Genomic DNA, 20,059 nt, shown 5'->3' on the forward strand with positions numbered 1-20,059 from the left:
TTTACATCCTTCATTGAAATGTTGTTATTTTGCAATGCTAAACAATCATCTATTTTGAGGCTGACAGATTTGCACATTAAGGGTTTTAAAAGTTTTGCTGAGAAAACACACATTTCCTTCGACAATAACATTACCGGAGTTGTCGGACCGAATGGTTGTGGCAAATCAAATATTGTAGATGCTATCCGTTGGGTTTTGGGCGAGCAAAAGACTACCTCTCTGCGACTTGAAAAAATGGAAAATATTATTTTCAACGGAACCCGTAAAAGAAAAGCTTCAGGCTTAGCAGAAGTAAGCCTGACTTTTGAAAATACTAAAAATAATCTGCCAACAGAGTTTACCTCAGTTACTGTCACCAGAATTTTACACAGAGATGGAGAAAGTGAATATCGCCTCAATGATGTTCCCTGCCGTTTGAAAGATATTACAAATCTCTTTTTAGACACCGGAATCAGCAGTGATTCTTATGCTATCATAGAGCTGAAAATGATAGATGAAATTTTGAATGACCGCGATAACTCACGCAGAAAACTCTTTGAACAGGCAGCCGGTATTAGTAAGTATAAACAGCGAAAAAAAGAAACCCTCCAAAAGCTTTCCGCCACGGATGCAGATTTAGAACGAGTGGAAGACTTGCTTTTTGAAATTGAGGGAAATCTTAAAAGTCTTGAAAAACAGGCCAGAAAAGCAGAACGATTCAAAAAGCTAAAAGCAGAATATAAAGAGTGCAGCTTAAATCTAATATCTATTCAACTAGATGATATAAAAAATGCCTATCACAAGCTTGAAAAACAAATTGATGATGAAAAACTAAAAGTTTCTGAGCTTGACGGGGAGATTGCTAAGCTCAACAGTTTTATTGAAAAAGAGAAAACAACTCTTTTAGATAAAGAAAAAGAATTGAGTCAATCCCAACACTCTGTAAACAACCTGAATAACAAAATCAATAAACTTGAAAACAGCCTGAATATTCAAAAGCAGGAAATTAAATTTTTGGAAGAAAAGCTGTTACAACTTCAAAAACAGGAAAAAGAAGCCGGACCCAAACGACAATCTTTTGAAAAAGACATTGAAAATCTAACTATTTTAAAAGTTCAAGTAGATGAGGAAGTGGCAGTACTTGAAACAAAAGTCAAGCAACTTCAAGAGGCAAATACGAATGAGGAATCAGAAAAAACAGAACTTGAAACTCAACTCAAAAAAGTAAAATCCGAATCAGCGGAACTGCAAAAAGAAATCGTTGAATTTGAAAAAAAATCAGCTGTTTTTGAAGCCCGCTTTCAAAATCTCGAGTTAAACTTTAAAAAAACAGATGTTGAAGAAAAAGAGAAAAGAGACAAAATTCAACATTTGCAAACTGAACTAAACACATTTTCAGCCAATAAAAAAAATGAAGAAAACAAGCTGGCAGACATTGAAAAAGAAGTAGAAAATCACCTTCAAAAAAAGAAAGACTTAGCAGATAAAAAAGACGGCTTAAAAGAAAAACTTTCATCTACTGAAAGAAAATGGGATGCCCGGAAAAATGAATATACCTTAGTGAAGAGTCTGGTAGACAATATGGAAGGTTTCCCGGAATCAATAAGATATTTGAAAAAAGGGACGGAATTTATGCAAAACATCCCCCTGCTTTCTGATGTAATTTACAGTGAAAATAAGTACCGGCCTGCAATAGAGAACTTTTTAGAACCTTATTTGAACTACTTCATAGTACCGGACTGGGAAACTGCAGATAAAGCAGTAAAAACACTTAACGATAGTGCAAAAGGCAGAGCTAACTTTTTTATTCTCAGTGCTTTTGGTAATGAAAAATCAAATAGAGCAAATGAAATAGAAGGTACTGTGAGAGCGATAGATGTTATTGAAGCCGATCAAAAATTTATGCCTTTATTGGAATACCTGTTTCAAAAGGTTTACATAGCTGAAGAGCAAGCTAAAAGCACCCTCAACCTAAGCGAAAAAGGAAATGTATTGCTAGATTCTGAAGGGCGATGGATAAAAGGTGACAAACAATTGTCAGGTGGCTCTGTGGGGCTGTTTGAAGGCAAAAGAATCGGCAGGGCTAAGTCGCTGGAAAAATTAAAAAAAGAGATTGAAAATCTGGAAAAGCAAAGCTGGGATTTAAAAGGACAAATTGATGGTGTTAATCAAAAAGAACAGGAACTAGAAAGAATTGACCCGGCAAAATCCCTTATTAAAGTGAGTGAAGACATTCAATCTTTACAGCAACAGATAAATATTGTTCATGCTAAAATTGAACAGATAAATGCGAATATAGAGGAAAATAAGTCCAAAAACATAGCTATCTCGGATGAAATTCAGCAAATCAAAACTGAAAAACAGGCATTAGAAGAAAAAATTGCAGTTCGCAAAAAAACGCTAAAAACACTAAATGAATCCCAACAGCAGTTTGAAGAAAAATTTCAACAAAAAGCTGAGCAATTATCTGCAAACAAACAATCTTTCAATGATGTGAACTTAAGTTTTCATCAAAAAAAGAATCATCAGGAAAATTTGAAAAAAGAAATTCTCCAAAAAAACATCCGCATAGACGAGATAATTGAAGAAAACAAACACATTAGACGCGAGATAGTAACCGGAGAAGAAAAAATTAGCGAATTAATTAAGTCAGTTAAAGTTACTGAAGAAAATGTGCATAATGCCCATGATGAAAAAAAGCTATTAGAAAAAACCCTTACGGCAGATGAAAACACTTTTTTTGAAGCAAAAGCAAAACTTCAGGAAAAAGAAAAAAGCCTTCGGGAAAAACAAAATGCACAGCGACAAAATGAAGAGCTTTTAAAAGAATTAAATGAAAAAATTACTGATTTTAAAATAAAACTCAGTGGTCTCAGAGAGCGTCTTAAAATTGAATTCAATACTGACATCAATGATTTAATAAATGAAGAATCCGACAAAAGTCTTTCAGAATCTGAGGCCATAGAAAAAACACAAAAACTAAAACACCGCATAGAAACTTTTGGAGAGGTAAATCCAATGGCAATTGAAGCCTATGAAGAAATGAAAAGTCGCTATGACTTTATAATCGAGCAGCGTAAAGACTTAACAGATGCAAAAACATCCTTAGTTACTACCATAAATAAAATTGAAGACACGGCTAAAAGTAGATTTTTAGAAGCTTTTGTAAAAGTCAGAGAAAACTTCCAAATGGTATTTAGGGGTCTTTTTACCGAAGAAGATCAGTGTGATTTGAGTTTAGTTAATCCGGACAATCCCCTTGAATCGGGCATACAAATTTTTGCTCAGCCAAAAGGTAAAAGGCCACAAGTAATTGATCAGCTGAGCGGAGGAGAAAAAGCCTTAACAGCTCTATCCCTTTTATTTTCCCTTTACCTGTTAAAGCCGGCTCCATTCTGCATTTTAGATGAAGTAGATGCTCCTTTGGACGATGCCAATATTGAAAAGTTTAACAAAACAATTCGCTCATTTTCTGAAAAATCTCAGTTTATACTGGTTACTCACAACAAGCTTACCATGTCATCTGTTGATGTGATTTATGGAGTAACTATGGCAGAACAGGGAGTTTCAAAAGTTGTACCTGTTAATTTTAGTGAATTAAAAGCTGCATCTTAAAATCAACAGGCTTTTTAACACTATACCTGCTCATGCATCTTCTTCCAGAAAAGAAATATCAAAAAAGTAACTCTCCGGATTATCTTTATTTATATAAATATACGTGTGTTTTTGGGATCCCATATGAAAACGCAGCGTAGAGGCATCCTTATACACAACAGGACTATAATAGGTGATTATAGCATTGTTCAATTCTTTTTTATAAACAATTACAGATTGAGATAATTCCTGATTCCCATTTGAAGCATCGTTACTGTTAAATAAATCAAAAATTGATACGCTATTATAATCTGAGGGTGAATTTTCTTTTACATAGTTATTGGTTAAAATTTCACATTCATCCAGATTCACCTTTACTTTAACCGCGTTTTCTTTGAAGGAAGACAAATGCCGGTTGGTCATCACCTTGCTATTCGTTACAACTGAATCATCAATACTGTTTAATAGTCTAAAACCTCCGATTAAAAAAGCGATTCCGGCAAACACTCCAATCCAGGGGTAAGTAAGAAAACTTCCGGAATAAGTCCAGAAGAAAACAATCATAACCAAACCCAAAGCAATCAGCAAAAATGCTGAGCAAACTTTAAGCTTGTTCGTTAAATATGAATTGGTAGACATAAATAATGCTTATGTCTACTAAGTTAATAAATATTTTTTCTAATATTAAATAGATTCTAGAGAATTTCCATTAAAAAATCATCTATCTGTTTCTCAATCAATTTTAAGGTAGAATCATCCTTAAGCCCATTATCATCTAATAAGTTTTCAATGGAAGAAAGTGGGAGTCTGTTATGAAAAACAGACATTTTTAAATGTAAAAAAATTCCGCTTAAGTGTTCCATTCCCCTTAGGTTACCTGCTCTTCCGGCTGCCACACCTGTTAATGAAACTTTTTTTCCGTGAAAACTTTTTTTAACGTCTGAACTATCGATAAATAATTTTAAAATCCCCGGAAAGCTTCCATTATACTCAGGAGCCACTAAAATTATTTTTTCTGCCGGAAAAATATAAGATTCCATTAGTTTTTGCCATTCCGGATCTCGTTTTTCATACATAGTATTGCTCAGGAAGTTTTTTGGTAAATCTTCCAGCGAAAAAAAGCAGTAATCAATCTTTTTTTCATCTAATATCTTGCGGTAAACACCGGAAATAATGCTAGTTCTGCTATCTTTTCTATTTGTACCGTTTAAAAGTAGTATCATATTTTCAATTTTTTGTACAAACATAAGAATACTAAAAAAGTTATCCCTAAATGTAGATTTTTTTAAAGATTCTACAAAAAATAAATCATGCTAAGTCAATGATATCAAGTTTAGCATATAAAAAGAAATTTAACAGTTAAAAAATCTAAAAACATGAACAATATCAGCAGTCAAAATTTCGATATTAAAAGCTTATATTTGCAGTATACTAAAAGTCTTTTAAACAACGTATGGGAAAAGTTATAGCATTAGCAAATCAAAAAGGCGGAGTTGGTAAAACAACTTCAGCAATCAATCTGGCTGCCAGTTTTGCAGTCCTGGAATATAAAACTTTATTGCTTGATGTCGACCCTCAGGCAAATGCAACTTCAGGTGTTGGTTTTGACCCTAAGCACATTAAAACCAGCATTTATGAATGTATGATTAATGAAGTTCGTCCGGCAGATATCATTTTGGAAACAGAAACACCAAATTTATACCTCCTCCCCTCTCATCTTGATTTAGTTGGTGCTGAAATAGAACTAATCAACCACCCTAACCGGGAAAAAATAATGAAAACGGTGGTCAATGAGATAAAGGATGATTATGATTTTATAATCTTAGATTGTTCTCCTTCATTGGGACTTGTTACAGTAAATGCCCTTACAGCTGCAGATTCTGTGATAATACCTGTTCAGTGTGAGTATTTTGCATTAGAAGGTTTGGGAAAGTTATTAAATACCATTAAAATAGTTCAAAGCAGATTAAACCCTGATTTACTTATTGAAGGGATTTTGTTAACCATGTTTGACACTCGTTTACGTTTATCAAACCAAATCGCTGAAGAAGTAAAACGTCACTTTAATGCCTTAGTATTTGATACTATAGTACACAGAAATACCCGTTTAGGAGAAGCTCCAAGTTTTGGTAAACCGGCAATTATGTACGATGCAGAAAGCTCGGGAGCAATTAACTATCTAAATCTGTCGCGGGAAATTTTGCAAAAAAATGATATCACTAAAATTCCGCAATCAGACAAAATACTAGAATAAATGAGTAAGCAAAAAGAAGCATTAGGAAAAGGAATCAGAGCCTTACTTGAAGGTTTGGATTCGGATGTGAAGAATGAAAGCATTCCTGAGCAGAAAAAAAAGATTTCCGGGAGTATTATACATATCCCCTTATCACAAATTGAGATAAATCCATTTCAACCCAGAGTTGATTTTGATAAAGAAAAATTAGGTGAACTGTCTGACTCTATTGTAGTTCATGGTGTGATTCAACCTATCACAGTGAGAATGATACAAGCAGACAAGTATCAGTTAATAGCCGGTGAAAGAAGATTAAGAGCTTCTAAAATGGCCGGATTAACAGAAGTACCTGCTTTTATCAGAACTGCTGATGATCAGGAAATGCTTGAAATGGCTTTAATCGAGAATATTCAAAGAGAAGATTTAAACTCTATTGAAATTGCTATTAACTATAAACGCCTGATGGATGAGTGTGAAATAAATCACGAAAAATTAGGTGAAAGACTCGGAAAAAACCGCTCTACAATAACAAACTATCTGAGATTGTTAAAGTTACCCCCTGAAATTCAGTCAGGTATTAAAACTAAAAAAATCAGTATGGGTCACGCAAGAGCAATCATTAATGTTGAAGATCCGGTCACGCAACTTGCCATTTATAAAGACATCCTTAAACGCGATTTATCTGTAAGAAAAGTTGAAGAAATTACCAGAAATCTTAATGATAAAACCAAACCTAAAGACGAAAATAAAAAAGCTGATTTATCTCCGGAATTAAAGAAAATTGAAGATGGACTAACCTCTCTTTTCAGTACTAAAGTGAGAATTAAAAAGAAGAGCAAGGGAGGTGAGATTAATATTTCTTTCTATTCTAAAGAAGATTTAAATAGAATTCTCGACTTCCTGGAAAAATAAACTGCTCGTTTTTTCATTATTCATTTAATAAATAACCGGCATTTGAAAACTTTCCTTTTAATCATATTGTCTTTTTACATTTTTTCAGCTAATGCGGCAACGCCCTTTGATGAAATTCCGGATACAAGCAGGCAGGATGCTATAATTGAAACAGAAAATATTCAGGAAAAAACAATCAGTAAGGAAGCACCGTCTCACAGCCCTGCAAGAGCAGCTTTCTTAAGTGCTGTACTTCCCGGTGCCGGTCAGGTTTATAACAGAAAATATTGGAAATTGCCAATTATTTATGCCGGTTTTGCAGGATTAGGATACTCTATCTATTTTAATGCCGGTGAGTATAGAAACTTCAGAAATGCAATTCTTACCCGATTGGATGACAATCCGGACACTACAGACCCCTATGAAGATATTTATACAACGGAAAACCTGATTACACTTAAAAATTATTATCGAAGAAACTTAGACATTTCAGTTGTAGCGAGTATTTTACTGTATGCACTTAACATCATTGATGCAACTGTAGATGCACACCTTTTTGAATTTGATGTAAGTGATGATCTAAGCCTGCAACTATTTAATTATGATGCGGTTAGTCAACCTTATTTTACCGGGTTTCAAAATGGTTCGGTCAACTTCACTCTTCGTTGGAAAGTCGGTAATTAGTTTTTCTCCTGACTCTTCTTTTTTGAATCTGAAAACACAGATGCCCCCAAACCTCCAATCAAAGCACCATAAACGGTTGAATTGTACCATACTGAGGTAATTGAACAATTACCTGTCAAACAACCAATTTGATTCCAATACAAAAATCCGGCTACAGCCCCTATTGAAATACCTATTGCTATAATTATATATTTATTCATTTTTATTAAATTTTAATTTTTAATCGGCAAATTATTGCGGACCCAATCCTGAAAACCTCTGTTGAGATGATAAACTTTACCTTGACGATGTTCCATATAGGTTGAAAAAATTCTACTGCTTCTGTTTCCACTTGCACAGTAAACAATGATATCTTTAGGCTCATCAGCTGTTTTCAACATCTTATCCCAAAAATCATTTCCATAAAAATTTATGTTTATGGCATTCTCTATATGACCTCTATTAAATTCTTGTGGAGTTCTTAAATCAATAACCAAATATTCACTTCCATTTAGAAATACTTCCTGCAAATCTAGTGCAGATACATTTTGCACATTTTCATTATTTACTGAACCAGCACACGAAGTGAAGGTTATTGTTAAAAAAAATAATACTATAAAATTTTTCATATTTTAAAATTTACTTTGAAAATTGTTGAAAATTAAACCACATTCCACCATTATAAACCTTTTCAAGACCTTTGTCTTTTAAGATTTCATTAGCGGTAGCGCTTTTAAAACCTGAACCGCAAACTACAATTACAGGAACATTAAGTTTTTTTAGTTTTTCAGCCTTTGTCTCCAACTCATTCATGGGAATATTCAATGCTCTTGGTGCATGCCCAAGTTCAAAATCTTTTTCTTTTCGGACATCAATCAACAAAGCCCCTTCCTGAAACAAGACTTCCCAGTCGGGTTGTCTGATTAATCGGGGGAATATTTTTTTTATTAGTGCAAACATATACTTAGCATAACGCTATTTCCCCTTTAAAAATTCCTCTTTCAAACTGATAATTGTACTTTTTGATTTCATCCTGTTTTCTGAAATATCCAATATAGCCTCATAGACTTCCCTGTAAAAATTTTCTTCGCCCATAAAATCAATAAATCCTGCCTTTTCCATTCTGTCACTAACCGGCCCTATTAAACTTGTTATAACTAATATAATTCCCTGTTCTTTAAGTTTTGCAGTAACTTTTTCCAACATTTCAAAAGCTGTTGAATCCACATGATTAATCCCGGCTGCGTCTAAAACTACATATTCAACATCAGCATTATTTTTGATTTTTTCGAATAAATTCTCAGAAAAATATTCATGATTGGCAAAATATAAAGGACCATCAAATCTAACTACTACAAATCCCGGCTCTTTTATACAATTTTCGTAACGTTTAACATTTCTGAAAATTGGAGTATCGGGAAGTCTGCCTAATTCTACAAAATGTGGTTGAGTAGTTCTAAAAATTATAATAATCAATGAAATCAATGCGCCAATCAAAATCCCATACAAAATACCCATACTGAGGGTTACTAAAAATGTGGCTATCCAAATGAAAATATCACCCTTTGACAGCTTCATCAATTTTAATGGCGTTTTAAAATCAACCAAACCTATTACAGCAAAAATTACAATCGTTGCAAGTATAGCTTTTGGTAAATAAAAAAACATGTCTGTTAAAAAAAGTAATGTTACTAACACCATTGCCAAAGCAATAATACTTGAAAGCTGAGTTTTTGCTCCGGCCTCCTTATTAACTGTTGATCTTGAAAAACCACCGGCAACCGGAAAAGAACTAAAAAAGCTGCCTCCTAAATTTGATAAGCCCATAGAAATAAACTCCTGATTACTTTTAGGTTGCCCATCGCTATCATTTTCTGACAATTTTTTTGCAATAGCTATAGATTCTATAAAGCCAATTAATGCTATTGAAAAAGCTATAGGCAGTAATTCTAAAAGCTCTGACCACAAAGGCAATGTAAACGGTGGCATTCCGGAAGGTACTTCACCCAAAACTTTTACTCCGTCCTGATGTAAATTTCCCATGTAAACAATAGAGATTCCCAATACAACCACTATCAAAAACGAAGGAAAGCTTTTTTTATACTTTTTTATCAAAAATATTAATGCAAAAGCAATAACAGCAGTTATCATACTCGGAAAATGCAGTGTTTGTATATTCTGTATAATATTTAATACAATTTCATGAGCAAACTTAGAGGACTCCATATCGAGTCCGAACACATGCTTCAGCTGACTAAACGCTATAATAATTGCAGCTGCCGATGTAAATGCTGCTAAAACCGGATGTGATAAAAAGTTAACTATAAAACCCAAGCGAAAAACACCCATTGATAATTGCAGTATCCCAACCAAAAAGCTGAGTGTTACTGCATACTTTACAGCTTCAGCTGAACCATGTTCTGCATAAGGCAAAATACTTGCGCCCACTAAAATAGCTACTATAGCGACCGGTCCGACAGAAAGATATCTTGAAGTTCCAAAAACTGCATATATAAACAAAGGTACCAATGCGGCATACAAACCATAAATAGGCGGTAAGCCCGCAACCATTGCATAAGCCATACCCTGAGGTATGAGCATTACGCCTATGGTTAAACCTGCTGAAATATCATAGTTTAGCCAAGATTTCTTATAGTTTTTTATCCACCCGGCAGCAGGTATAATTTTTGTTAGATTCAATGCTGAATATTTTTTATAAAACTAAACAATTAATGTGGTAAATTAGGTCTAAAGTAACTATAAACCCATGTTCCTATTAATGCAAACAATATAATTATTAATACAGGATAAACACCTGCTCCAACCAAAGCAAATAAAGGTCCTGGACATGCTCCTGTCATAGCCCACCCCATTCCAAATATACTTCCTCCAATTATATAACCATGGTTATATACTTTTTTGGGGAAATCAATTTTTGTACCATCAATTGCTTTTCCTCCGTTCAGTTTTAGCAACCCTATTAAAACCATCCCGGTAAAAATGGCACTACCAATTATTCCATACATATGAAAGGATTGAAACCGGAACATCTCCTGAATACGATACCAGGAAATCACTTCACTTTTTGTTAATATTATCCCAAAAAGGATACCTAAAAACAAATATATAAACCATCTAATCATAACTAATATTTAAAAGATTAAGGGAAATATAAGGTGTGTCATTACTAAGCCACCTGCAAAAAATCCAACAACAGCCAATAATGATGCCCATTGCAAATGAGATAAGCCGGTGATGGCATGACCGGAGGTGCAACCTCCGGCATACCGGGTTCCAAAACCAACAAAAAACCCACCTATAGCCATAAATAAAAATCCTTGCCATGTGATAAAACTCTCAAAAGAAATCAGTGAAGAAGGTAATAAACCGGACTCATGACTTATTCCTAACTTTTGAATGTCTCTGATTGTGGCATCTGATATAGCTATTAGTTCCGGATGTCCAATTACATTCCATGCAATCACACCGCCTAAAAAAACACCTAATACAAAAATCAAATTCCACTTTTCTGCTTTCCAATCATATTTCAAAAATGAAATATTCGCCGGCACACAAGCTGCACATACATGTCTAAAGCTCGAGGAAATACCAAGGTTTTTATTACTTACCCATAAGAGTAAAAATAATGTAATACCTATTAAAGGCCCGGCCACATACCATGGCCAGGGCTCGTATAAAAAATTCATCTTTCTTTGTTTTAATTATTAATAATTATTGATTCGCTCACCCAGATCATACACTTTATCTTTAAGTGCACCTTCTAAAATACTCGAACCGGCAGCACTTCTGTAACCTGCGGCACAATGAACCACAACCGGCTTTCCTGTAGGAATCTCAGCATACCGCTCCCTTAATTCATTAAGTGGAATAAGAATTCGGTTGGTGAACTTCGCTTCTTTTGCCTCTCCCTCGTTTCGCACATCTACTATAGTGAATGAATCCGGATTTTTATCGAAATCTTCGATTGGTAAATCCTCTGATTGAGTGCTCATATTTGATTGTGGTAGAATTGCGGCTTTAATATTCAGTTCATAACCGATTTTTGCAGCTTTCTCAATCAATTCTTCCCTGCTATTCTCATCCTCTGCAAGTAAATAATACTTTTCGTCAGGGCTGACAATAGAACCTAACCATGTTTCAAACTTCCCGCCATTCATCAGGTTTATACTACCCTTCAGATGCCCCTTCTTAAATTCTCTTTCATCTCTGGTATCTATAATTACATGCCCATCTTCAATATTCACATCGCCTTCCGGACGATTTACCGCCTTAATACTTTCTTCATAGGCTGGTGCTCCTGCTTTATTTAAAGCAACATTATATCCAAAGTATTTTGGAATAAAGGGTTGATCTTCTAAAAGCATTTTTACAAAAGTGTCTTCATCCATAGGTTGTAGAGCTGTATTTTGCTCTAATTCTTTTCCTATAGTACTGGTAAGATCCGTACTTAGATTTTTACCACATAAAGAACCCGCTCCGTGTGCCGGATAGACCATAACTTGTTCTTCAAGCTTCATCAGCTTTTCACGAGTTGAGGTGTACATATCTTTTGCCAACTCTTCTCTTTTAGCATGTATAGAACCCGCTTTTTCTCTTAAATCCGGTCTTCCAACGTCTCCAATAAATAATGTATCTCCGGTAAAAACGCCGTGCTGCTTACCGTCCTTGTCAAGTAATAAAAGTGTTATACTGTCCGGAGAGTGACCCGGAGTATGTATAATTCTAAAGTTTACTTCTCCTAAAGTTACGGTGTCTCCCTCATTAAGTGACTTATGAGGATAATCCGCACCTAAAAGCTCGCTCACATAAATATCCGCCCCTGTCGTTTCTGATATCTCTAAATGAGAACTCACAAAATCTGCATGTGGATGCGTTTCAAAAACCTTTGTGATTTTTGCATTATGCTTGTCTACAAATTCATAATACGGCTTAGGATCTCTGGCCGGATCTACCAATGCCGCTTCTTTTCCGCTAATAATTACATAACTGGCATGTGCCAAACCTTTGTCATAAAATTGTTCTACTATCATTTTTTAATGTTTTTGTTTAAAATTCATATCTAAGTATCTAAATGCAAAGATATGTAAATTAGTTCAGAAAAAAAAATAGTATTTGTTAAAAAACTTTTTTTAAATTAAAAATCTGAAAAATGATAGCCTTTGTGACAGATTTACCTAAAGATTTTTCTCAACAATCCCATTTTCATTATTGATATACAGATACTTACAACATCCTGACGTTTTTTTTCCAGTAATGATGTGTAATTTTCAATATAAAAGACTTCAAAAAATATACATAAAAGTTCATCTTACATGCTTTAATTTTACTTTATTTGTCATAACATTGTTCCGTATTCAAAAATATTTTTTAAACTTGTATTAATTATTAACAAAACCAAATCATCATGAAAACTATGAAAAACTTTTTTCTACTTATGGCACTTACTATTATAAGTGTGCCTGCATTTTCGTATTCAGCGGATCTATTTGAATTTGATGAACAAACTTTTAACGAATCCTTCAATGGCGTTAGCGAGTTAGAATCATTTCTTTTAGAAAACCACGGAGTAACACTTTCTGAACTTGAAGCTTCAGGTTCACCACTTTTAAATGCTGTAGACCTAAGCATGGATCGTTCAAGTCTAATGTCTTCAGCTGTTGGGTATCAGGCTCCATTAGGAATACCATCTTTCCTTTGGGGATTCTGTCTGGGTGCAGTTGGGATACTTATTGTATACCTAATCAGCGAATCACGTGATGAAACCATCAAAGCACTTTGGGGTTGTATTGCCAGTGTTGCACTCTATTTCCTATTCTGGTTAGTTTATGCTATTATATTAGGAGCTTCAGGGTTCTTATTCTTTTAAATTTAACTATTAATGAAGCTATATTTCATAGCATTTATCTTAATAAGTATTTTTACCATGTTGCCCGAGAGTCTTCTTGGGCAACATTTTTTTAGGATAAAAGCTGACTTTTCAATTAAAGAAAAATTAGCTGATGGTAAAGATCAGCTAATCATGGGAACTGTATATTACGATAAAAACTATAAGAAGTTAGTTTATGATATTCGTTTCCCGGAAGCAGAAACATGGGTATTGAGAGATACTTTTTTTTACAGTATAAAACCTGATGAAACTGAAGTATTTTCTTTTCCCGCCTTTACTGAATTTACGATGTTCCATTATGCTCTTAGCGGCAACTTACATGATTATGGTATTGATGACAAATATTATCAAGTAGGTAACGTTATCAGAGATGAGGGTATGGTAATTACCACCTATCACATCATACAGGAACTTGAAGATTTAATTGGAGATATCATAATTTCACAAAAAGATAGAAAGATATATGGTATAGCCTTTTACGATGCTGAAGAAAATTTATTAAACAGACAGTTTTTTAGAGATTATGTAAATGTCAGAGGATTAGAATTTCCAACCAGAATTATACAAATTGCATATGTTAATGATCAGGAGCTTTATAAAGAAACCCGTTTTAGAAATGTCAAAGTCAATGACCTGCAAGACAATCATATTTACAATTATGATGTTTCTGACATTCAACCCACTTCAGGCAAATAACGAAAAATTTGAAGTGTTAAGGAACAATCTGACGAATGCAGGCAAGTCAAAAGAGCCTGCTTATAACTTTATCAAGAATAGTGATAATGAGTTCCAGATTATGTTTTCCGGATTATATTGGTTTTACAAAGAGTTTATTTCTTCTCAAGATGAGGGGAATTGCCAATTTTGGCCATCCTGCTCAGAATTTGGATTACTTGCTATACAACAACAGGGGGCATTTATAGGTATAATTAATACTTTTGACCGTTTAATGCGTTGCAACGGACTAAGTCCGGAACTATATGAAGTTCACCCCGAAAGACGTCTTTTAAAAGATCCGGTAAAATAAACTTAATAACCAATTTATGCCTCTAAATATTTTTACTTCACTCCTGTTTGCAGGGTGTTTTTTATTCATTGTAACGCCTGCATTTTCTCAAAATGATACGCTTTCTGAAATAAAAACAGATACTGTTTTTTTGGAAAAGGCTGAAAATATTTACAATGAAGAGAACTCAATGAATTTTGGTAAATACCTTTACTACAAAGGAGATTATCCACAATCTATAATTGAATTTGAAAGAGTTCTTTTTATGAATGATGAGAAAGGTGAAGCTGCAAACTTCCTCATTCGGGCTTTGAGAAAAACCGGTAAATATGAAAATGCTATTAACGAAATTTATAAACGACATGGTTTGCCCGAAACGCTATCAGCAGATATGTTAAAGGAATTGATTGCCTTAAATATTTATCTGGGAAATTTTGAATCTGCAGAATCTTATTTAGTAACTACTGATAAATTCAATGCTGACGAAAGGCTTGAACTCAACCTTCAAATAGCTTTTATGCAGGATGATTATGACAAAGCTATTTCTTTATATACAGAGAAGGGTTTTGATAACAGAGCTGCTGATTTGCGCTTCAGACCACTCATTAATGCTGCTGAATCTTACAATCATAAAAGACCCGGAGTTGCATTAGGCTTATCAACGGTTGTCCCCGGCTTAGGTAAAGTTTATGCAGGTGCATGGAAAGATGGAATTATTTCTTTTCTGTTTGTGGGCGGAGCTGCTTTTCAGGCCTACAGAGGCTTCTCTCGCAGAGGGGTCGAAAGTGCTCATGGTTGGGTATTTGGAGCAATAGGTCTTGGCTTTTATTCCGGAAACCTTTACGGTTCCTGGAGAGCCGCTGAAAAAAGTAATGAAATTCAAAAACATCAAATACGACATCATGTACAAAGTTTTGACTGGCTTACTGATTAATTTTCTTATTTGTTGTGTTACAACTATTTCTGCTCAAACTATTGAAGAGACACTGAAGTTTGGGAAAGAGATGTATGCCCGGGGAAATTATGAAGCGGCTATTCCGGCTTTTGAAAGAGTAATATACTTTGATGATCAGGAGTTCAGCTCCAAAGCCTTTCATTTACTTGCAGATGCTTATTATGAAACCGGTGACTTTCGCAGAGCCATTTCTTATTATGATCTTGCATATTATGCAACTGAAGATGAAGAAGATAAATTGACTTTTTTACTTAAAAAATCTTTTCTGCTTATAGTTGAAGGTAATTATATTCGAGCCAGAATGGAGTTATTCAGTATAGACGAGCCCGGAGATCCCAAATTTGCCAATCAGTATAACTTCTTTTTAGCCTTAAGTTACTTTCAGGTTTTGGAATTTGAAAATTCAAAAGATTATTTCCTGAAAATTCAAACCTCAGACAGCATTTTTTACAAGCAGGAAATCGAAAATATTTTTGAAAACAATAAAAGAATTGACCGACTAAACCCCAGAACAGCGAGAATCATGAGTATGATAATTCCCGGTTCAGGACAGTTTTATGCAGGAGATATCCGGGGAGGCCTGAACTCTCTTTTACTTACAGCAGGCATAGTAGCAATTGGCTATTCAACGGCATTAACTCTCAGTTGGGTTGACGCATCTATTACTTACTTTCCCTGGTTTATGAGATATTATATGGGTGGCTATGGCAATGCAGCAGAAGCTGTAAGAATCAGAAAAGATGATTTAAGAAGTGATCTTTTATTAGACTTAATCAATCTGGTTGAAGAAAATCAATATCCAAATGTTGAAGAAAATTAATGCTTCACAGAGGCAGTAGAAGATGCCAATAATGATTTCATCTCTTTTTCAAGATGCTGCTTAGAAGATAGCGGCAACTCACTATTGAGATTTAACTTGCTTAAAATATTATTCACTCTCCTTTCCAAAACTGTTTCCGGATAACCTAAGTTTTTAAGACTTTTAACATAATAGTACTGGAAAATGTAGTTTTCAGGAGCAACTTCAATTAAATTAACTGCATGTATCAATGCATTGGTAAAATCATTTTCTAAATCCGCATAAATTTTCATTAAAAAATAATTTGCCTCTACGCTTATCAGTAAATTATCAGATTTGGCCGCTTTATGTAAATAATCAAATCCTTTTTCCCTATCTCCTTTGGGGTAAAAAATAACAGCCGGATAAAATATCGGATAGGATCTTATGAGGTGATCCATATTATACAAATAAATACCGGCCAAAAGATTATACGGGTCATAATTATTATTTGTATTACGCAAAACAATTCTAATTAAAGACATGGTCTCTTCCATGCTTCTAAATGCCGGCCAAAGTTTTTCATCAAGCATTGAAATCCGGGAACTAAAACCATGCAGACTAACCAAAATAAAAATTTCTTCACGACTAAGTTCTCTTCTGCTTTTATTGCTCAAAGCTGAAACTCCTGATTCTATTGATTGCAAAGCCAGCTCTTTAAAATTTTTTGAGTCATCTCCGCTGATGAAAGACCACCAGTAATAATGTGTTTTATACAGATGATAAAACTGATTTTCCGTAAAATCCGGATGATGTTCCTTGCTTAAAAGTGATTGAAGTTCTAAATTGTAAATTTGTTTGAATACCTTTTGAATTTCAGAATCTTCTGTATCAATTGCATACAAAAAGGTATTACAAAGTAAAACCCCACAAAATAGAATAAAAGTAGCGGACTTAAGAAGCATAATGCGAAACTAAAAGAATTAAACCATTTTTTATATATTTACCTCCAAAACAAGTCTTTTGAAAATTAAATTATTCATTTTTATTCTACTAAGCTTTAATTACTTTTTAGTTTTCTCTCAAAATAATGAAAGATTACCCCAAAGCCTGGATTTAAATAATTTCAAGCAAGAAAAACAGCACATTTTAAAAACAAATCCATTTGCTCTTTTAATTTCCCAAAACCCTTTAACTGCCGAGTTCAGAGTTTTATATGAGAGAACAAACGGGCTGAAGCAATCCTATAATATAGGCGCCTCTTATTTATATGCTAATTTTATTACACGCTATTTCTTTAATGAATTCAAAGATACTACCGGAATTGATTTAGTAGTAAATGGATTCAGAGTACAGGCGGGCTATAAATTTTATCTGTCAAAAGATCAATATTCACCTACCGGAATTTACGTCTCCCCCCACGCTTCTTATTCCTTAGCTAAAATTAACCCAAGAGGTTTTATTAATGATTATTTAAAAGTATATTATATAAATGCCAACTTGCTATTAGGATGGCAGTTCTTTTTTTTAGACAAAATCGCTGTTGATCTATTTACCGGTCTGGGTTACAGATATAATTACATAATGTCAAAAGACAGGTTTAGCACTTCAGAAGACTTTGAGCTTCTAAATAATGGAGTAAAATTCAGTCTTGGAATTAATTTTGGATATCCCTTTTAAAAATTAAAGGATAGCTGCATTAAGTAGTTTCTGGGCTGCTCAAGTTTTGCCGGTCTGATATAATACTCCCTGTTTAGAATATTATTTGCAATAAAGCGAACATTAATCATATCATTCACCTGATAACCCAGCCTTAATCCAAACACCCAATTCCCTGTCCTAGATTCGTTTTCCCGATACTCTGCAATATCAGGGATAAAAATCAGAAATATTTGATCAATATTTTCTATATAACTATAAAAACGGGTATCAAATCCAAAAGTAAATTGCTTCCAGTCAAATTCAACATCTGCTTTTACCATGTGTCGGTAGCGATACTTTAAGAGTCCGTCGACATTTTCATTATTTCTAACCAGAAAATCATTAATAAACCTATCCGCAAATACATCTCCTTTCGCAAGTAGAGTATCAGCTGTTAAATCAGCAGGATAAACATAAGTATACCCTCCATAGAAACGCATATCTGTATTCTCAGACAAACTACCTTCACCTAACCAACCCAGCTCAAAACCGGCTATTCTGGCACGACTAACATTTTCAGATCTAAAACCAATATAGTTTGGAGAAGGTGGTTGTCCCGGAGGAGGATAAACACCAATTTGAAACTCGGTCATTTCCCAGTAATCTGTCCAGAAAAGGGCTAAATCCAAATAACTACTCCAATTTCTGATGGCAATAGATTGTTTTACTCCCAGTTCAGCCGAATAGCCATATTCAGGTTTTAAATCCGGATTCGGGAAAATGCTTATATCTCCCACATCTGTCTCAACAAACCTTTCAGCAATAGAAGGGAAGCGATATCCCTGACCTATAGAAGCTCTCATGTGTGTTGTTCTTGTAACCGGATAGTTTAGTCCAAGTCTACCTACCGGCAAAGATGCTCCAAGGCTGTCGTTTAAGTTGAACACTTCCCACCTGAAACCGGCAACCAGTGTCAAATCTTTTATTTTCATATCCAATTGAGTGAAAATAGAAGACAGATTCCCGGTATTATCTCCCAAATCTTTATTTAAAGTAAAAAAGTAGTTATTCCCTACTCCTGAGGTCCATGTCCAATCATTCGCAAAAGTCCGCTGAAATTGATATTCAGCATTTATTATACTGGCCGTTGCATATCCTCCACGTGAATAATATTGCCACAATGTATAAATTCTGCTTCTAAGTGAGTGTCTGTTACCTCTGCTGTCGAAATATGTTACATAAGGGTCTATATTGAAATTTGTCCTTCTGCCTCTGTATAAAGTCCCTCTGCTATCCGGCCCTTCACTTCCACTTGGTATATACGCACCCTCACTTGCATTTTCCCAGAAGAAAAACTCCCCTTCATCAGAATATGTCACATTCCCATTTATTCCAAAGGAAAGACCTTCTATAGATTCAGGGCGATATCTGGTTTTAAAATTAACCCGGTAAATATTATCATCTTCCAGTCGCAAATGCCCTTTTTTCTGTGTTGCAAAAGCTGATAAAACCAAATCAAATCTGCCAAAGCGTTGTAAATGAGCAATGCTCAAACCGGCTTCATAAGGAGGGTAATCCCACCACTTTGTTTCTTCTCTGGGAGGGTTATCTGTAATACCATAAAAAAGGTTTACTCTTGTTTCCGGTTCTGAGCCAGGAAATGCGGTTCTAATATTAATCACACCATTGAGCGCGGAAGCTCCGTATAAAGAAGAAGCCGCTCCTTTCATGACTTCTACCTGTTCCGCTACCTCCATAGGAATGGATGACCATCTTATATCTCCACGATCAGCAGTAATCATTGGCATGTCATCTACTACTACCATTACCCTGCTACCGGCACCATACGCATAACCGGAACCACCTCTGATAGTTGCCTGACCGTCTAATAAAGTGACTCCCGGGACTTTTTCAATAGCATCATTCAAACGAACTGAATTTGTTCGCTGCAACAACTCCACATTTAAAACATCAATAGAAACTGTTTCTTCTGTAATTTTCCGCTCAAATTTACCTCCGCTTACAACAACCATATCTAACTCCCTGCTTGAAGGCTTAAGCATAAAAGATAAATCATAAATCTGATCAGTGCTGATAACTATTGATTCTGTTTTGGTTTGATAACCTAAATAAGAAACCAATATATTGTATTCTCCATTTTCAAGATTTAAAATAAACCGGCCGTCTAAATCTGTTGATGTTCCACCATGTCCTTCTACCAGAATATTTACTCCAATCAATGGCTCATTTGTTTTACTATCTGTAACTACACCATTAACATTCTGAGCAGAAGCACCCGGTACAAAAAAGTATATCAATGAAAGGAAAATAAATAAATTATACCTAAACATAAAAAGCATTTAATTGAGCGCAAAATTACTATTTTAAGTTTATAAAAGCTAAGAAACACT

General features: G+C 34.6%; 20 protein-coding genes. 9 read left to right on the forward strand and 11 right to left on the reverse strand.

Features of this window, described 5'->3' with window-relative positions:
- The first annotated feature begins 18 nt into the window (after positions 1-18).
- Positions 19-3,594 carry a chromosome segregation protein SMC gene (smc, locus tag EA412_12115; protein TVR77026.1) on the forward strand — a complete coding sequence of 1,192 codons (3,576 nt, stop codon included), beginning with the start codon at positions 19-21 and terminating at the stop codon, positions 3,592-3,594.
- Between the two features lie 30 nt (positions 3,595-3,624).
- Here smc and EA412_12120 read toward each other — a convergent pair whose 3' ends face one another.
- Positions 3,625-4,212, reverse strand: coding sequence for a hypothetical protein (locus EA412_12120; GenBank protein ID TVR77027.1), 588 nt, complete (start codon positions 4,210-4,212; stop codon positions 3,625-3,627).
- A 56-nt stretch (positions 4,213-4,268) separates the two neighbouring features.
- The gene (locus EA412_12125) at positions 4,269-4,820 is read right to left on the reverse strand and encodes an NADPH-dependent oxidoreductase (protein ID TVR77028.1); all 552 of its coding nucleotides are present in this window, start codon (positions 4,818-4,820) and stop codon (positions 4,269-4,271) included.
- A gap of 206 nt (positions 4,821-5,026) precedes the next feature.
- On the opposite strand from EA412_12125, the gene EA412_12130 reads away from it, so the two are divergent.
- The 3 genes from EA412_12130 to EA412_12140 all read left to right on the forward strand — a co-directional run bounded on the left by EA412_12130 (position 5,027) and on the right by EA412_12140 (position 7,381).
- A complete protein-coding gene (locus EA412_12130; GenBank protein TVR77029.1) occupies positions 5,027-5,827 on the forward strand; it encodes a ParA family protein in 801 nt (266 codons plus the stop codon).
- Entirely contained in the window at positions 5,828-6,718 is an 891-nt protein-coding gene (locus tag EA412_12135) for a ParB/RepB/Spo0J family partition protein (GenBank protein TVR77030.1), read from the forward strand. It abuts the gene before it with no gap.
- Between the two features lie 66 nt (positions 6,719-6,784).
- Positions 6,785-7,381: a hypothetical protein gene (locus EA412_12140; GenBank protein ID TVR77031.1), complete on the forward strand. Its 597-nt coding sequence runs from the start codon at positions 6,785-6,787 to the stop codon at positions 7,379-7,381.
- Here EA412_12140 and EA412_12145 read toward each other — a convergent pair.
- Genes EA412_12145 through EA412_12175 form a run of 7 tightly spaced genes read right to left on the reverse strand, consistent with a single transcriptional unit; the run spans position 7,378 to position 12,411 of the window.
- Positions 7,378-7,581, reverse strand: coding sequence for a hypothetical protein (locus EA412_12145; GenBank protein ID TVR77032.1), 204 nt, complete (start codon positions 7,579-7,581; stop codon positions 7,378-7,380). The genes EA412_12140 and EA412_12145 overlap by 4 nt on opposite strands.
- Positions 7,582-7,593: 12 nt before the next feature.
- Positions 7,594-7,989 carry a rhodanese-like domain-containing protein gene (locus tag EA412_12150; protein TVR77033.1) on the reverse strand — a complete coding sequence of 132 codons (396 nt, stop codon included), beginning with the start codon at positions 7,987-7,989 and terminating at the stop codon, positions 7,594-7,596.
- Between the two features lie 10 nt (positions 7,990-7,999).
- Positions 8,000-8,320 carry a rhodanese-like domain-containing protein gene (locus EA412_12155; GenBank protein TVR77034.1) on the reverse strand — a complete coding sequence of 107 codons (321 nt, stop codon included), beginning with the start codon at positions 8,318-8,320 and terminating at the stop codon, positions 8,000-8,002.
- 15 nt (positions 8,321-8,335) lie between these two features.
- The gene (gene sulP, locus EA412_12160; protein TVR77035.1) at positions 8,336-10,060 is read right to left on the reverse strand and encodes a sulfate permease; all 1,725 of its coding nucleotides are present in this window, start codon (positions 10,058-10,060) and stop codon (positions 8,336-8,338) included.
- 29 nt (positions 10,061-10,089) lie between these two features.
- On the reverse strand, positions 10,090-10,503 hold the full coding sequence (locus tag EA412_12165) for a YeeE/YedE family protein (protein TVR77036.1): 414 nt from the start codon (positions 10,501-10,503) through the stop codon (positions 10,090-10,092).
- Positions 10,504-10,512: 9 nt separating this feature from the next.
- Positions 10,513-11,067: a YeeE/YedE family protein gene (locus EA412_12170; GenBank protein TVR77037.1), complete on the reverse strand. Its 555-nt coding sequence runs from the start codon at positions 11,065-11,067 to the stop codon at positions 10,513-10,515.
- Positions 11,068-11,085: 18 nt separating this feature from the next.
- Positions 11,086-12,411 carry an MBL fold metallo-hydrolase gene (locus tag EA412_12175; GenBank protein TVR77038.1) on the reverse strand — a complete coding sequence of 442 codons (1,326 nt, stop codon included), beginning with the start codon at positions 12,409-12,411 and terminating at the stop codon, positions 11,086-11,088.
- A gap of 374 nt (positions 12,412-12,785) precedes the next feature.
- Between EA412_12175 and EA412_12180 the strand changes: the two genes are divergently transcribed.
- From EA412_12180 to EA412_12195, 4 genes are all read left to right on the forward strand, one after another.
- On the forward strand, positions 12,786-13,247 hold the full coding sequence (locus EA412_12180) for a hypothetical protein (GenBank protein TVR77039.1): 462 nt from the start codon (positions 12,786-12,788) through the stop codon (positions 13,245-13,247).
- Positions 13,248-13,842: 595 nt separating this feature from the next.
- Positions 13,843-14,295 (forward strand): membrane protein insertion efficiency factor YidD, encoded by a 453-nt coding sequence (locus tag EA412_12185; GenBank protein TVR77040.1) that lies wholly within the window; start codon positions 13,843-13,845, stop codon positions 14,293-14,295.
- A 16-nt stretch (positions 14,296-14,311) separates the two neighbouring features.
- Positions 14,312-15,208, forward strand: a complete 897-nt coding sequence (locus tag EA412_12190; GenBank protein ID TVR77041.1) for a hypothetical protein — start codon at positions 14,312-14,314, stop codon at positions 15,206-15,208.
- Positions 15,147-16,049, forward strand: coding sequence for a hypothetical protein (locus EA412_12195; GenBank protein ID TVR77042.1), 903 nt, complete (start codon positions 15,147-15,149; stop codon positions 16,047-16,049). The genes EA412_12190 and EA412_12195 overlap by 62 nt, the downstream gene beginning before the upstream one ends.
- Here EA412_12195 and EA412_12200 read toward each other — a convergent pair.
- The gene (locus EA412_12200; protein ID TVR77043.1) at positions 16,046-16,912 is read right to left on the reverse strand and encodes a hypothetical protein; all 867 of its coding nucleotides are present in this window, start codon (positions 16,910-16,912) and stop codon (positions 16,046-16,048) included. The genes EA412_12195 and EA412_12200 overlap by 4 nt on opposite strands.
- Positions 16,913-17,030: 118 nt before the next feature.
- Between EA412_12200 and EA412_12205 the strand changes: the two genes are divergently transcribed.
- The gene (locus EA412_12205; protein ID TVR77044.1) at positions 17,031-17,687 is read left to right on the forward strand and encodes a hypothetical protein; all 657 of its coding nucleotides are present in this window, start codon (positions 17,031-17,033) and stop codon (positions 17,685-17,687) included.
- On the opposite strand, the gene EA412_12210 is transcribed toward EA412_12205, so the two are convergent.
- Entirely contained in the window at positions 17,684-20,008 is a 2,325-nt protein-coding gene (locus EA412_12210) for a TonB-dependent receptor (GenBank protein ID TVR77045.1), read from the reverse strand. The two genes, EA412_12205 and EA412_12210, sit on opposite strands and share 4 nt — an antisense overlap.
- Positions 20,009-20,059 lie beyond the last annotated feature (51 nt).

This window comes from Chitinophagaceae bacterium, from assembly GCA_007695095.1.
Taxonomy (GTDB): domain Bacteria; phylum Bacteroidota; class Bacteroidia; order Chitinophagales; family REEL01; genus REEL01.

Excerpts from the sequence above, each read along its gene's own strand:
- smc (TVR77026.1), top strand. The coding sequence starts at position 19 with ATGTTGTTATTTTGCAATGCTAAACAATCATCTATTTTGAGGCTGACA.
- EA412_12120 (TVR77027.1), bottom strand. The coding sequence starts at position 4,212 with ATGTCTACCAATTCATATTTAACGAACAAGCTTAAAGTTTGCTCAGCA.
- EA412_12125 (TVR77028.1), bottom strand. The coding sequence starts at position 4,820 with ATGTTTGTACAAAAAATTGAAAATATGATACTACTTTTAAACGGTACA.
- EA412_12130 (TVR77029.1), top strand. The coding sequence starts at position 5,027 with ATGGGAAAAGTTATAGCATTAGCAAATCAAAAAGGCGGAGTTGGTAAA.
- EA412_12135 (TVR77030.1), top strand. The coding sequence starts at position 5,828 with ATGAGTAAGCAAAAAGAAGCATTAGGAAAAGGAATCAGAGCCTTACTT.
- EA412_12145 (TVR77032.1), bottom strand. The coding sequence starts at position 7,581 with ATGAATAAATATATAATTATAGCAATAGGTATTTCAATAGGGGCTGTA.
- EA412_12150 (TVR77033.1), bottom strand. The coding sequence starts at position 7,989 with ATGAAAAATTTTATAGTATTATTTTTTTTAACAATAACCTTCACTTCG.
- EA412_12155 (TVR77034.1), bottom strand. The coding sequence starts at position 8,320 with ATGTTTGCACTAATAAAAAAAATATTCCCCCGATTAATCAGACAACCC.
- EA412_12165 (TVR77036.1), bottom strand. The coding sequence starts at position 10,503 with ATGATTAGATGGTTTATATATTTGTTTTTAGGTATCCTTTTTGGGATA.
- EA412_12170 (TVR77037.1), bottom strand. The coding sequence starts at position 11,067 with ATGAATTTTTTATACGAGCCCTGGCCATGGTATGTGGCCGGGCCTTTA.
- EA412_12175 (TVR77038.1), bottom strand. The coding sequence starts at position 12,411 with ATGATAGTAGAACAATTTTATGACAAAGGTTTGGCACATGCCAGTTAT.
- EA412_12180 (TVR77039.1), top strand. The coding sequence starts at position 12,786 with ATGAAAACTATGAAAAACTTTTTTCTACTTATGGCACTTACTATTATA.
- EA412_12185 (TVR77040.1), top strand. The coding sequence starts at position 13,843 with ATGTTAATGATCAGGAGCTTTATAAAGAAACCCGTTTTAGAAATGTCA.
- EA412_12190 (TVR77041.1), top strand. The coding sequence starts at position 14,312 with ATGCCTCTAAATATTTTTACTTCACTCCTGTTTGCAGGGTGTTTTTTA.
- EA412_12195 (TVR77042.1), top strand. The coding sequence starts at position 15,147 with ATGAAATTCAAAAACATCAAATACGACATCATGTACAAAGTTTTGACT.
- EA412_12210 (TVR77045.1), bottom strand. The coding sequence starts at position 20,008 with ATGCTTTTTATGTTTAGGTATAATTTATTTATTTTCCTTTCATTGATA.